At 51.1% G+C, this 12,532-nt stretch carries 15 protein-coding genes; 5 read left to right on the forward strand and 10 right to left on the reverse strand.

Going from position 1 to position 12,532, the window contains the following annotated elements:
- Positions 1 to 20: 20 nt before the first annotated feature.
- From comA to EDM21_RS11645, 3 genes are read left to right on the forward strand one after another with little or no spacing between them, the layout of a single operon-like run.
- Positions 21 to 872 carry a phosphosulfolactate synthase gene (gene comA, locus EDM21_RS11635; RefSeq protein WP_157335618.1) on the forward strand — a complete coding sequence of 284 codons (852 nt, stop codon included), beginning with the start codon at positions 21 to 23 and terminating at the stop codon, positions 870 to 872.
- Positions 862 to 1,599, forward strand: coding sequence for a 2-phosphosulfolactate phosphatase (locus EDM21_RS11640; RefSeq protein WP_157335619.1), 738 nt, complete (start codon positions 862 to 864; stop codon positions 1,597 to 1,599). The genes comA and EDM21_RS11640 overlap by 11 nt, the downstream gene beginning before the upstream one ends.
- Before the next feature lie 53 nt (positions 1,600 to 1,652).
- Positions 1,653 to 2,117: a DUF441 domain-containing protein gene (locus EDM21_RS11645; RefSeq protein ID WP_068775279.1), complete on the forward strand. Its 465-nt coding sequence runs from the start codon at positions 1,653 to 1,655 to the stop codon at positions 2,115 to 2,117.
- 125 nt (positions 2,118 to 2,242) lie between these two features.
- Here the strand turns inward: EDM21_RS11645 and EDM21_RS11650 are convergent, their stop codons facing one another.
- From EDM21_RS11650 to EDM21_RS11685, 8 genes are all read right to left on the reverse strand, one after another.
- Positions 2,243 to 3,499: an aspartate kinase gene (locus EDM21_RS11650; protein ID WP_157335620.1), complete on the reverse strand. Its 1,257-nt coding sequence runs from the start codon at positions 3,497 to 3,499 to the stop codon at positions 2,243 to 2,245.
- Between the two features lie 202 nt (positions 3,500 to 3,701).
- On the reverse strand, positions 3,702 to 4,496 hold the full coding sequence (locus EDM21_RS11655; RefSeq protein WP_157335621.1) for an ABC transporter ATP-binding protein: 795 nt from the start codon (positions 4,494 to 4,496) through the stop codon (positions 3,702 to 3,704).
- The gene (locus EDM21_RS11660; protein ID WP_157335622.1) at positions 4,480 to 5,403 is read right to left on the reverse strand and encodes an ABC transporter permease; all 924 of its coding nucleotides are present in this window, start codon (positions 5,401 to 5,403) and stop codon (positions 4,480 to 4,482) included. Before EDM21_RS11660 ends, EDM21_RS11655 begins: the two co-directional genes overlap by 17 nt.
- A 65-nt stretch (positions 5,404 to 5,468) precedes the next feature.
- Entirely contained in the window at positions 5,469 to 6,506 is a 1,038-nt protein-coding gene (locus EDM21_RS11665) for an ABC transporter substrate-binding protein (protein WP_157335626.1), read from the reverse strand.
- Positions 6,507 to 6,729: 223 nt separating this feature from the next.
- Positions 6,730 to 7,287 (reverse strand): elongation factor P, encoded by a 558-nt coding sequence (gene efp / locus EDM21_RS11670; RefSeq protein ID WP_166541961.1) that lies wholly within the window; start codon positions 7,285 to 7,287, stop codon positions 6,730 to 6,732.
- Positions 7,288 to 7,311: 24 nt separating this feature from the next.
- Positions 7,312 to 8,382, reverse strand: coding sequence for a M24 family metallopeptidase (locus EDM21_RS11675; RefSeq protein WP_157335628.1), 1,071 nt, complete (start codon positions 8,380 to 8,382; stop codon positions 7,312 to 7,314).
- A 5-nt stretch (positions 8,383 to 8,387) separates the two neighbouring features.
- Positions 8,388 to 8,831, reverse strand: coding sequence for a type II 3-dehydroquinate dehydratase (gene aroQ / locus EDM21_RS11680; RefSeq protein WP_166541962.1), 444 nt, complete (start codon positions 8,829 to 8,831; stop codon positions 8,388 to 8,390).
- Positions 8,832 to 8,926: 95 nt separating this feature from the next.
- Positions 8,927 to 9,490 (reverse strand): YqhR family membrane protein, encoded by a 564-nt coding sequence (locus EDM21_RS11685; RefSeq protein ID WP_157335629.1) that lies wholly within the window; start codon positions 9,488 to 9,490, stop codon positions 8,927 to 8,929.
- A 173-nt stretch (positions 9,491 to 9,663) separates the two neighbouring features.
- Here EDM21_RS11685 and EDM21_RS11690 point away from each other — a divergent pair, with 173 nt between their 5' ends.
- Both EDM21_RS11690 and EDM21_RS11695 read left to right on the forward strand, forming a co-directional pair.
- Positions 9,664 to 10,602, forward strand: coding sequence for a DUF1385 domain-containing protein (locus EDM21_RS11690; protein ID WP_157335631.1), 939 nt, complete (start codon positions 9,664 to 9,666; stop codon positions 10,600 to 10,602).
- Positions 10,599 to 10,904 carry a hypothetical protein gene (locus EDM21_RS11695; protein ID WP_157335632.1) on the forward strand — a complete coding sequence of 102 codons (306 nt, stop codon included), beginning with the start codon at positions 10,599 to 10,601 and terminating at the stop codon, positions 10,902 to 10,904. The genes EDM21_RS11690 and EDM21_RS11695 overlap by 4 nt, the downstream gene beginning before the upstream one ends.
- A gap of 57 nt (positions 10,905 to 10,961) precedes the next feature.
- Here EDM21_RS11695 and EDM21_RS11700 read toward each other — a convergent pair whose 3' ends face one another.
- Positions 10,962 to 11,924 (reverse strand): patatin-like phospholipase family protein, encoded by a 963-nt coding sequence (locus EDM21_RS11700; protein ID WP_166541963.1) that lies wholly within the window; start codon positions 11,922 to 11,924, stop codon positions 10,962 to 10,964.
- A 126-nt stretch (positions 11,925 to 12,050) separates the two neighbouring features.
- Positions 12,051 to 12,485 carry a transcriptional regulator MntR gene (gene mntR / locus EDM21_RS11705; RefSeq protein ID WP_068775267.1) on the reverse strand — a complete coding sequence of 145 codons (435 nt, stop codon included), beginning with the start codon at positions 12,483 to 12,485 and terminating at the stop codon, positions 12,051 to 12,053.
- Between the last annotated feature and the right edge of the window lie 47 nt (positions 12,486 to 12,532).

The raw sequence follows: 12,532 nt of genomic DNA on the forward strand, positions 1-12,532 counted from the left end.
CAACATCGAGGTGAAACGACATGGAAGGAACTTCTTGCAAAAAGTGGCATCCGACTCTCGCCGATCCGACGAGAATTCGTCAGGCCAAGCCGAGAACTCTTGGAAAAACCATGGTGATGGACAAAGGCCTCGGGCTCCATGCTTACGAGGACCTGCTTCAGTCGGCGGGAGAACATGTAGATTATATTAAGTTAGGATTCGGGACCTCGGCCCTCTATCCGGGGGAGATGCTCCGGCGAAAGATTGAAATGGCGAAGGAATATGGCATTGATATTTATCCGGGAGGCACCTTTCTCGAAGTTGCTGTGCGCAGCGGACTTGTTTCTTCTTTTTTCGACACGGTCACCTCTCTCGGATTTACTTGTGTCGAAATTTCTGACGGCACCATCGAGATGGATCGTACCCAGCGAAGCGAACTTATTGTCCGAGGGATTCAGGCAGGCTTGAAAGTCGTTACGGAATACGGTAAAAAGTGCTGGGGTTCGTCTGTTGAAGTCGATGAACTTGTAGCGACGATAAGCGGGGATATCGGGATGGGCGCGGAGCTGGTAACCATCGAAGCGAGAGAATCCGGCGTCGGTGTCGGCATCTTCGACGAAGAGGGATCCTGCAAGGATCAAGAGCTTCTGCATGTGCTGAAGAAGGTTCCGGGACCCGAAGTCCTTCTATGGGAGGCTCCGCTTAAGAACCAGCAGATCCGCCTGCTGGAAATCCTCGGACCGGGTGTCCATCTGGGCAATGTTGCCCCTGCCGACATCATTTCTCTGGAGGCGCTGCGGAGGGGGCTGCGCTCGGATACCTTCCATTTGGGAGATCCGTGTGATCCTTGCAAGTTAATCCAGGGCGAAGGGTTCGAAGTTCATGCGGATTGACGTCATTCCTTTTCTTACTGCGGTGCACCCGGAAGATCTTGCCGGCAAAACCGTTCTGGTTATTGATGTACTCCGAGCGACCACGACGATCCTGGCTGCACTCGGCAGCGGCAGCAGCTGTGTAGTTCCGGTGGAAACCGTTGAAGAGGCTCTGGAGCTTCATACACAGGGGGATGTGCTTGGCGGCGAGCGGGGATGCGAGCGTATCGCAGGCTTTGATCTGGGCAATTCACCGCTCGAATATACTCCCGCTGCCGTGGAAGGAAGACGCGTCATCCTGACGACCACGAACGGAACCCGCGCGCTGCAGAAAGCTTCGCAAGCCAGTCACGTAGCGGCCGCCTCTTTGCTCAACGGAGCCGCCTGCGCCCAGGCGGTCCTGGATTGGCAGCGGGACGCGGTCATTCTGTGCGCGGGCACCCGGGGCGCTTTCTGCCTCGAGGATGGGCTATGCGCCGGCCAGATCGTATCGCATCTGCTCTCATCCGGCAGCGGCAGCTCTCTGAGCATCTGCGACTTCAGCAGAGCCATGGCGGCCTGCTACACGCGGCATGCCGGACAACTGGCCGAAGCCTTGACGGACTCCGATAACGGCAGACGGCTTTCCGGCCTTGGCTTCCGGGCAGATTTGGAGTACTCTGCCCGCGCTGACACGAGCCGACTGGTCCCGGTGCTCACCGGAAACGTACTGGTCCCGCTGTCCGAGCATCAGCCTATGCCGTTCTAAAACCCGTCCAACTCTTCATACAATGAAGAAAGACTGGTACAAGGGGCATGAAAATGAACGGAGATTTGCTGCTCGTTATTCTCATCATAGTCGGAATGATCGGCCGTTCCCCCATCATCACAACGGCCGCATGTATTCTGCTGGTCGTCAAGCTGATCAACCTTGACCGCTTTCTGCCCGCAATTGAGCGCAGGGGTCTTGAGCTCGGTCTGCTTTTTCTGACGATGGGGGTTCTGGTGCCGTTTGCAAGCGAACGGATCTCCTACAAGGACGTCTTGACCGTCTTTACGACCTGGCCCGGTATTCTCGCTTTATCCGGCGGCGCCATCGCTACTTATATGAACGGAAAGGGACTCGATCTGCTCAAAATAGACCCTCAGCTTATCGTGGGGCTTGTGATCGGCTCTATTATCGGCATCGTTTTTATGCGCGGAATACCGGTCGGTCCCCTAATGGCGGCAGGTATTACGGCTGTGCTTCTCAAAATCTTCACGTTTATTTCAGACCGGATCTCCTGACGGCCGCCTGCTTGTTCTTCCTAATAAAAGAAGTGCCGATCAGTCATTACGACCTGATCGGCACTTCTTTTGTTGAGCGCTTTAAATCTATAGGCATTCAGGCCCGCAAAGCCTGACTTCTTGCGTTACCGTCTGTCCTGAGGACCGCCGACATAAACCTGCTCCTGTGTATCAAGGCCATAAGCAGTGTGAAGCACCTGAACAGCTTGAGTCAGCTGCTTGCCGTCAATGACACAGGAAATTTTAATCTCGGAAGTCGAGACCATGTTGATGCTGACACCGATTTTCGACAGCTCATCGAACATTTTAGCCGCTACACCCGGAGTGCTGACCATACCGGCGCCGACGATCGAGATTTTGACGAGATCACCCTCGGAAGTCACATCACGGTATCCGATTTCGCCTTTGATGTTCTCAATCGTTTGAAGCGCTCTGTCACGGTCGGATAGAGAAACAGAGAACGAGAAATCAGCCAAGCCGTTCAGGACGCCGCTCTGTACGATAATATCCACATCGATTTGTTCTGCCGCAAGCGAGGTAAATACTTTCGCCAGTTGGCCGGGTTTGTCCGGTACGCCCAAAATGCTGATTCTTGCGACATTTTTATCGAATGCGATGCCTCGTACGACGATTCCTTGTTCCATCTCCGCTTCCTCCTTGACAGACGTGCCTTCGTTCCGTGTAAAACTCGAACGAACGACAAGTGCTACATTGTAATTTTTCGCATATTCTACTGCTCTCGGATGAAGAACTGCCGCTCCCAGGTTGGCAAGCTCCAGCATTTCATCGTAAGAAATTTCTTTCAATTTACGCGCATTCTTAACGACACGCGGATCTGTGGAATAAATCCCGTCCACATCTGTATAAATTTCGCACAGGTCGGCCTCGATAGCCGCTGCAAGAGCCACAGCTGTCGTGTCCGAGCCGCCGCGTCCGAGCGTTGTAATTTCCCCATCCTCTGTCATTCCCTGGAATCCCGCTACAATCACAACGGCATCGCGCTCCAGAGCTTTGTGCAGACGGTGAGGCTGGATGTCGGTAATGCGTGCCTTGCCGTGTACATCTTCGGTAATCATTCCGCTCTGCCATCCGGTATAAGAGACAGCCGGCTCGCCAAGACTTTGTATCGCCATGGACAGAAGAGAAACCGATACCTGCTCACCCGTACTCAGCAGCATATCCATTTCTCTGGCCGGGGGAGGTCCGTCGTAAATCTGCTTGGACAGATCAATCAGATCATCCGTCGTATCGCCCATTGCCGAAACAACGATAACGCATTGGTGTCCTTCTCTTTTACGGTCTACAATCCGCTTGGCTACACGTTTCATCCGCTCGGCATCGCCTACGGAGCTGCCGCCGAATTTCATCACAATTAAAGACAACCCTGTTCACTCCCTATCCTTACAAATGAATAATTGTAGATCATTATAGCATAAACGTTCGGAAATGTGGGAGAGGAAAGGTGTTTTCCTTGTAAACCTGCCTTTTCCTCTTGAATTTCTTATCATACGAAGGTTTTTCTCATAAAATCGGCCTGTTTGGATGCATATCTTCTTCATTTTCTTGCAAAACGAGATTTTTCTGTTAGCCCAGCACGACCCGGTCATCCACAAATTTCTCTCCGCGTATGTTCTCGAACTCACGCAGAAGCTTCTCTACCGTCAGATCCTGCTTGGATTCGGCAGGTATATCGAGAATGATGCGTCCTTTGTCCATCATGATCAGCCGGTTGCCCAGACGAATCGCCTGCTCCATGTTGTGGGTGACCATCAGTGTCGTCAACCGGGATTCGCTGACGATCTGGTGGGTCAGCCTGGTGATCAGTTCTGCCCTTGCAGGGTCCAGCGCCGCCGTATGCTCATCAAGCAGCAGAATGTTCGGCTGTGTGAAAGTCGCCATAAGCAGACTGAGCGCCTGCCTTTCGCCTCCCGAGAGAAGGCCCACCTTGGCCGTCAGACGGTTCTCCAGGCCAATACCGAGCCGCTCCAGGTGCTCTTTGAACGCAAGCTTTCTCTGCTTCGTCACACCCAGACCAAGCCCCCGTTTGCCTGCGCGTGAATAGGCCATCGCCAGGTTCTCCTGGATGGTCATGGACGGCGCCGTACCTGCCATCGGATCCTGGAACACACGGCCGACCCAGCGGCTTCTTCTGTGCTCCGGAAGACTGGTAATATCGGCGCCCTCGATACGGACGACCCCGTAGTCAGGCTGCATGACCCCCGAGATGATATTCATCAGCGTTGATTTCCCCGCACCGTTACTGCCGATAACGGTTACGAAATCACCCGGATTCAAATGAAGATGGATATCGGACAGGGCAACTTTCTCATCCGGTGTGGCGGGGTTGAATATTTTGGTTACATCATCTATGTGAAGCATGGTTCATCCCCCCGCCTTTCTTCGCCAGTTCAGCTTTCCGCTTACGAATAACCGCCTTCTGCTTCCAAGTTTTCTGAAACATCGGAAGCGTCAAGGCGACAATTACAATCAGAGCGGTCATCAGCTTCATGTCGGTTGACTCCACACCGATCTGAAGGGCAATCGCAACGACAAAACGATACAAAATGGCTCCCAAAGCAACAGCCAGAGTAGCCCAAATAATAGTACGGGCACCAAATATCGCTTCACCGATAATAACGGAAGCCAGACCGATTACAATCATGCCCACGCCCATCTGACTATCTGAGAACCCTTGATACTGGGCGATCAAAGCCCCCGATAATGCAACGAGTCCGTTGGAGAGAGCCACGCCGAGTATAATGGTATTATCTGTGTTCACACCAAAGCTTCGGATCATCCGCTTATTATCTCCCGTTGCACGAAGTGCAAGGCCCATTTCGGTATGGAGAAACCAGTCGAGCGCCAGCTTAATCAGAATGACTATAAAGGGCATGACATACAGGATGGTTTCGGTGCTTAGAAGGACATCGAGGCCCAATAGTGAAATCGTCGCTTTGCCCATGATTCTTAAATTAATGGAATATAAGGCAATCATCATCAGAATTCCCGACAGCAGGGCATTGATTTTGCCTTTTGTATGAAGCAGGCCCGTCAGAAGGCCCGCAACCGCACCACCGCCGAAAGCGGCAAGGGTCGCCAGGAGCGGCGAGACGCCTGCGGTAATCAGTACAGCCGAAATGGCAGCGCCCGTCGTAAAACTCCCGTCTACCGTCAGATCCGGAAAGTCCAGGATTCTGAAAGTAATGTATACGCCAAGTGCCATAATGGCAAAAAACAATCCGAGTTCCAGAGATCCTTGTGCCACTGTTCCCCAGTCAATCTCCATGTAACTCCCTCCGTTTCGTTATAAAAGCCGGACGGCTTCATAATTGAAGCCGCCCGGCATTGTTCTTATTCAAACAGGTTAGCTTTCTCCTTCACTTCCGCTTTCATAGCGTCCGTGACTTCAACCCCCATGTTCTTGGCAGCTTTTAAGTTAATGGCCAGATCCAGCTTCTTCGGATAGCCGACCGGGATATCCGCAGGCTTTTTGCCATTCTTCAGAATTTCTACCGCCTGAAGGCCGGTTGTGTAGCCAAGATCGTAGTAGTTCGATCCGTACGCTGCGAATCCTCCGCCTTGGACTGAATCATTCTCGCCTACGAACAGAGGCTTCTTGCTCTTCTCCGCCACTTGAACGACAACTTTCAGAGCCGATACGACCGTGTTGTCCAGCGGAACATACAGCGCATCCGCTTTGCCGACCAGCGACTCCGCAGCCTGCTTCACTTCGGAACTGTTCGAAGCTGAAGCTTTCACCATCTTGATGTTGTTCTTGGCAAAAGCCGCTTCCGCCTGCTTCACTTGGACCTGGGAGTTCTGCTCCCCTTCATTGGAAACAATGCCGATTGTCTTGATTGCAGGGAAGTTCTTCGCGATGAATGCAGTCAGCTGATCAACTGACTTCGGATCAAGATCGGACGTACCCGTAACGTTACCGCCCGGCGATTCAATACTCTTAACCAGTTTAGCTCCTACCGGATCGGACACGGCGGTGAACAATACAGGCGTATCTTTCAAAGTCTGCGCCGCAGCCAAAGCGGACGGCGTTGCTATGCCGAGTACGAGATCTTTCTTGTCCGCTGCAAATTTCTGTGCAATGGTCGTATTGTTGTTCATATCATTCTGCGCATTCTGATAGTCTATCTCGGCATTCTTTTTATCTTCATAGCCGTTTTCTTTTAATGCTGCAATAAATCCTTGGCGCGCAGCGTCCAGTGAAGCATGTTCGACGATTTGCATAATACCGATTTTGACCTTCTTGCCATCGCCGGCAGGTGTGTTCGCTGTACCGGAAGCTTCCGGTGACGCCTGCTTGCCGCAGCCAGCCGCCGTAACGAGCGATGCCGCCAGCAGGATAGTCGCGAATGATTTGAATTTCGCTTTCATTTCTTTTCCCCCTAAAATTATCCATTGGTCGATTTAACGTTTTACTGCACGAAAGCATGAAACCTGTAAAGCGTTATTGTCATTTTAACCTCATGATTTCTGGACGTCAATGAAAACGTTTCATTTGTTCCCACTTATTCTGAAAGGCTTGCCAGCCAAGGGTTTTTACACAAAAAAATCCCCCGGCTTCCATCATGGAAGCGGAGGATTCTAGGTCGCCCGATTAAGCGCGGGAGATGTACTTGCCTTCACGAGTATCGATCAGAAGGACATCATTCTCATTAATGAACAAAGGCACTTGAACGTTCAGGCCGGTCTCGACCTTCGCGCTTTTCGTAGCACCTTGTGCCGTGTTTCCTTTTACGCCCGGCTCGGTTTCTACAACTTTGAGCTCAACGCTGTTCGGCAGGTTGATTCCAAGGATTTCGCCCTGGTAGCTCATGATGTGGATGTTCATGTTTTCCTTGAGGAAGTTCAGTTCCCATTTAAGCTGCTTTTCTTCCAGGGAAATCTGGTCATAAGTCTCGGTATCCATGAACGTGTATTCAGATCCGCTTGCATACAGGTACTGCATCTCACGGTTCTCGATGTGCGCACGGCCGACGTTCTCGCCTGCACGGAATGTTTTCTCCACGACGTTGCCGTTACGCAGATTCTTCAGTTTGGAGCGGACGAAAGCGGCTCCTTTACCTGGCTTAACATGCTGAAAATCGATAACGGTAAACAAATCGTTGTCTACTACAATCGTCAATCCTGTTTTAAAATCATTTACTGATACCACGCTAAAATTCCCTCCTGGAATACATCAAATGGTAATAAATTCTTTCGAAGAATGCGTCAGCAGCCGGATTCCGTCCGGTTCAATGATCACGTCATCTTCGATTCGGACTCCCCCGAAGCCGGGAATGTAAATGCCCGGTTCAACGGTAACCACCATGCCCGGTTCTAAGATAACCGGGTAGCCTTTGGCCAGGCGCGGATTCTCGTGAACCTCCATGCCAAGTCCGTGTCCGGTGCTGTGCCCGAAGTTGTCTGCGTAACCGTGCCGGGCGATAACGTCGCGGCAGAGGGCATCACCCTCCGAGCCAGTCATTCCCGCACGCAGATTACCGACACAGTTCAGCTGGGCCTCAAGCACAATACCGTAAATTTCCTTGTGCTTCTCCGATGGCTTCCCGAGTACGACCGTACGGGTTATATCGGAACAATACCCCTTGTACAGCGCACCGAAATCCAATTTGACGAATTCATCCTGCTGAAGAATCCGTTCACTTGCAACGCCATGCGGCAGAGCCGACCGTTCGCCGGAAGCGACGATCGTATCGAACGAGGACGAGGTTCCTCCATTCTCACGGATAAACATCTCGATCTCCAGGGCGATCTGCTTCTCTGACACACCTGTTCTTATTCTCGTAAGTATGTAAGAGAACGTGCGATCAGCCAGATCCGCGGCTTCCTGCATAATCGCAAGCTCCGTGTCATCCTTGAAGACACGCAGCTGCTCCACTATTCCTCCGGTAGGGATGAATTCAACCCCTTGCAAATCGTCAGTATAGCTGGAATATCCGGCGTAAGTCAAGTCATTTTCTTCAAAACCGAGCGCGGCAATTCCCTGCTTCTTCAAAATCTCAAGTACCGTCCGGCCGATTTTGCCTTGGTGGTCCGTTACTTCATAGCCGACAGCTTCCTGCGGGGCTTGTACCATATAGCGAAAATCTGTCAGCAGCACAGCTCGTTCCTCTGTTACGAGGACCACACCGGCACTTCCCGTAAATCCGGTCAAATATCGGCGGTTATAGCTGCTTGTAATAAGCACTGCCGGAAGCCCCTTCTGCCGCATGAGCTGCCGCAGCTTCTCCAAGCGTCTATCCTGCATGCGAATCACCCTGCTTCCGAAAAATGTTGATGGAGCGCCCTTAGTCCGAGTTCATAACCGACGGCCCCGAATCCTGCAATTTGACCGATCACAACGGGAGCGATCACGGAGTGGTGACGAAACTCTTCCCGTTTGTGAATATTCGACAAGTGCACTTCTACAGCGGGTAGCGATACCGATGACAGCGCATCCCGTATGGCGTAACTGTAATGAGTAAAAGCGCCGGGATTAATGAGTATGCCATCCATCGTTCCATAAGCTTCATGGATCCTGTCGATAAGATCGCCTTCGTGATTGGATTGATAAAAAGTCAATTCAAGCCCAAGCTGCCGTGCAGCTTCGGACATTCCGGTTTCAATAGCCTTCAACGAGAGACTGCCGTACACGCCAGGTTCACGTATACCGAGCATATTCAAGTTAGGCCCGTTCAGAACGAGCACTTTATTCACGAAAAAAGCGCCTCCTTCATAAAGCCTGCCGCTTGGCCGGGCTTCTCGCTTTACCGTGACATTTTACCATAAGTTGCTTAGAAAAGGTAGAGATCCTAAGGCTTGCGGCTGTTCTCTTGTGTAAATTCAAACGCAATCGAATACCCGATAAAAAGACCCCATAGAAGGAAGAGGCAGAAATCCGTAATAATCGTATTCCATTCACTGTAATAGAGCCAGCCCATCATTCCTGTCCAAGGCCCTATCGCGAGGTAGAGGAGGCACCACCAGACGATTCCGTAACCGATTCCCACCCACGGTCCCTTGATCTTCGATAGCAGGAGCATATAAATGCAAGAGGCGATAACCGAGAAGAGGACAAAGAACAGCCACCCTATAAGCAACCCTTGCCAAGTGAGCAGAAAATCTGTCCGATAGAACGGTTCCGCGAGAAAAGAAGGAATTACACTCGTAAAGTGGAAGTAGAACTCGACAATCTTGATTCCCCCCCATAAAACACCGGCAAAAAAACCGATATTCATAGCGAAAAAGAAACGATTCGTCTTTTTTTCTTCATGGGACCCGCCCCTGCCGCCTGCCAAAACGTCCGTTTCGGATTGCTGACCGTTTGAGGCCGCTCCATTATCCATAACTGCGCTGCCTTGAACATTCACCTGCATACCTGTTTCCTCCATCTCTATAACTTTGTTCCCGTTCCAGCTGTCTAAGATAGTATGTACGATATTCCTCTTCTTAATCTGCCGGAGGGACCCGTCCAAAAGCGGTGGCTTTCTGCCGGGAAATTCGCTAAAATAGTAAGTAAACCATTTATTTCGGAAAAGGTGGAAAAACATTGTCCCAATCCAATTCGAGTATTTACGGCGGTCAAGCCGTAATTGAAGGCGTTATGTTCGCCGGCCGCAATGTGCATGTTACAGCTGTCCGCAAGAAGGATAAAAGCATCGAATATCTGGAAGTACCTAAGACTGAAATCCGCTGGGTCAATACATTGAAGAAAATTCCTCTTCTCCGCGGATTAGTCGGAATTATCGAATCCAGTGCCAAAGGCGCCCAGCATCTGAACTTCTCAGCAGAGAATTTTGCGGAAGAAGAGAATGACGGAAAAGAACCGGTGAAAGAAGAAAAAGCGGGCTTCAGCCTTTCCATGATTCTAGGCGTTGCCGTTGTCGGGGTTCTTTCTTTTGTATTCGGTAAAGTTATTTTTACGGCGATTCCTGCAATTATCGAGCAGTATTTATTCCAGAACGTGTTTGAGAATCAGATTCTACACAATCTCATGGAAGGCCTCATCAAGATTATCCTGCTGGTCTCCTACATTTATTTCATTTCACTCACCCCGGTCATTAAGAGGCTCTTCCAATATCATGGCGCAGAGCACAAAGTCATCAGCGCTTATGAAGCCGGTGTGGAGCTGAACGTTCGCAACGTTCAGAAGTTCAGCACCCTGCATTACCGCTGCGGCAGCAGTTTTATGGTATTCACGGTTATTGTCGGAGTCGTTATCTACTCCTTCTTCAGATATGAGGGCATTGTCGACCGCGTGCTGCTTAGACTTGCTCTGCTGCCGCTCATTATCGGCGTATCCTATGAAGTGCTTCGCTTTACGAATTCTCTGCGTGACGTTCCCGTCCTCCGCTACCTGGGTTATCCCGGGCTGTGGCTGCAGAAGCTAACCACGAAGGAACCTAACGATGATCAGGTTGAAGTGTCCATTGCTTCCTTCAACCGTATGCGTGAAGCGGAAAGCCGCATCCAAGAGGCGCGCGCATGAGAAGACGCTGGTCGGTTCCTGCCGTCGTCATCGCGATTCTTGCCGTGATCGGACTTGCCGTCAGCATCCGCACTCTGCTCGTACCGATCCTTGTACTCGGCCTGATCTTCCTGCTGTACAAATTTGTGCCGCGCCAAGGACAATCGGGCTCATCCTACCGAAGAAGCGGCGCCCCTTCGCTTAAGAAGCCGCCCGGGCCCGGGCGGATGTCCGCAGCTGAGCGCAAACGGCGCGCCAAGTTCCGGGTTATCGACGGATCCAAACGCTCTGATGATCCGGATGATCCGCCTCCCTATCACTGAAATAACAAAAAGCGAACCCGCGGGTTCGCTTTTTTGGTTATTTCGTATCGACTAATTCTACACCGGACGGCGGAGAACGTATTTCTCATAAGCGGATTCGTAAATATGCAGGGACCACTGCTTGAAATAAGCTTCCGCGGCCCGGTATCCGGCTTCGTACAATTTCTCGCTGTCCTCCACGGAAATGTTAAACTGCGTGGTCTGAACCCCCATCGCCGGTATTTTTACCGTCCGGAAGTAGTTGTTCTCTTCAATGTAGCGGGTATCATGGGCATCCATCATGGTCGTAAACAAGGCCTGGAACATAGAGATCATGCCATTGATCTTGTGGATCTGCTTGGGAATGTCGCCGACGAGATTAAATCCGAGTGTCGCAATGCGGCTCTGCTGCTCCGGCTCGTCAAACAGCCACAAAGGAAAGTTACTGAGGATAGCACCATCCACAATATAGACGAACTGATTGCGGAAGGGTTCATCGTGCCGGGTGAGCCGGGCCGGCTTGCGAATCGTGACCGGATCGAAGAAATAAGGGATGGCCGTGCTCATTCTGACTGCACGGGCAATGGAGAAACGGGCCGGCTCAATGCCATAATGGGCAATATCATCCGGCAGGACCAGGAGCTTGCCCTGGGAAATATCCGAAGCTACAATCCGAAGCTGATTCCGGCGCAAATCGCCGAAGTTCCTTATTCCTTTGGCCTCCAGCTTCGCACGTACCCAATCTTCCAGAGCATCCCCCGAATACAGACCTTTCTTAAGAAGAAGTCTGGCCGCAGACCCGATAATACCGGTATCAAAAATCGGAGAACGTTTCAGAAACTTATGAAACGGTGTTTCGATAATCAGTTCTTTAATCTCTTTACCTGTATAACCCGCGGCCAGAAAAGCGGCAATAATAGCCCCTGATGAAGTCCCGGCCACATCATGAAACTTGAACCCGCTGTCGAGTGCTGAACTGACTGCACCGGCCAGAGCAATTCCTTTTACCCCGCCGCCTTCAAAAACGCCGTTGATTTTCACTTCCCCCACCTCCGCAAGCTTTCCCTAGGTATGTATGCGGAGGCCTGGCTTCTTAGACGTATTAAATCGGATGAAACCGCAAAACGAAAAAACGTCCGCCTCTAGTTTCCGGCAAACGTTCCTGTTTCACTCCGGACCGGAGTTATTATCTAGTTCGGCGCGTACACCTCTAAGGTCTTCAAGACGCTTGGGATCGCGGTTGAAATACTCAATAAGAGTCTCGATACAAGTCATCGAATCCCAGCTCAAGTGATGCTCAATTCCTTCTACATCCCCGTAAATATTAGCCTCTTGAACACCGATGACCGTCAGAAATTCCTCAAGCAGCGCGTGTCTGTCAACAAGACGCTTACCCATCTTCTTGCCTTTGGGCGTAAGAATGAGCCCCCGGTACTTCTCATAGACAAGGTACTTATCCTTGTCGAGCTTCTGAATCATTTTGGTTACGGAGGAAGGATGCACTTCCAAGCCTTCGGCAATGTCGGATACGCGGGCGTAGCCTTTCTCATCGATCAGTTTGTAGATCCGTTCCAAATAATCTTCCATACTGGGCGTTGCCATCCGAGTTCCCCCTGATTTTTGCTAGAATATTGTTTTAGTATAATACC

This window comes from Paenibacillus lutrae, assembly GCF_009757775.1.
In the GTDB taxonomy this organism is placed as follows: Bacteria; Bacillota; Bacilli; order Paenibacillales; family NBRC-103111; genus Paenibacillus_F; species Paenibacillus_F lutrae.

Bases quoted from the DNA above. Each gene is read 5' to 3' on its own strand.
- comA (WP_157335618.1), top strand. From the start codon at position 21: ATGGAAGGAACTTCTTGCAAAAAGTGGCATCCGACTCTCGCCGATCCG.
- EDM21_RS11640 (WP_157335619.1), top strand. From the start codon at position 862: ATGCGGATTGACGTCATTCCTTTTCTTACTGCGGTGCACCCGGAAGAT.
- EDM21_RS11645 (WP_068775279.1), top strand. From the start codon at position 1,653: ATGAACGGAGATTTGCTGCTCGTTATTCTCATCATAGTCGGAATGATC.
- EDM21_RS11655 (WP_157335621.1), bottom strand. From the start codon at position 4,496: ATGCTTCACATAGATGATGTAACCAAAATATTCAACCCCGCCACACCG.
- EDM21_RS11660 (WP_157335622.1), bottom strand. From the start codon at position 5,403: ATGGAGATTGACTGGGGAACAGTGGCACAAGGATCTCTGGAACTCGGA.
- EDM21_RS11665 (WP_157335626.1), bottom strand. From the start codon at position 6,506: ATGAAAGCGAAATTCAAATCATTCGCGACTATCCTGCTGGCGGCATCG.
- EDM21_RS11675 (WP_157335628.1), bottom strand. From the start codon at position 8,382: ATGCAGGATAGACGCTTGGAGAAGCTGCGGCAGCTCATGCGGCAGAAG.
- EDM21_RS11685 (WP_157335629.1), bottom strand. From the start codon at position 9,490: ATGCAGGTGAATGTTCAAGGCAGCGCAGTTATGGATAATGGAGCGGCC.
- EDM21_RS11695 (WP_157335632.1), top strand. From the start codon at position 10,599: ATGAGAAGACGCTGGTCGGTTCCTGCCGTCGTCATCGCGATTCTTGCC.
- mntR (WP_068775267.1), bottom strand. From the start codon at position 12,485: ATGGCAACGCCCAGTATGGAAGATTATTTGGAACGGATCTACAAACTG.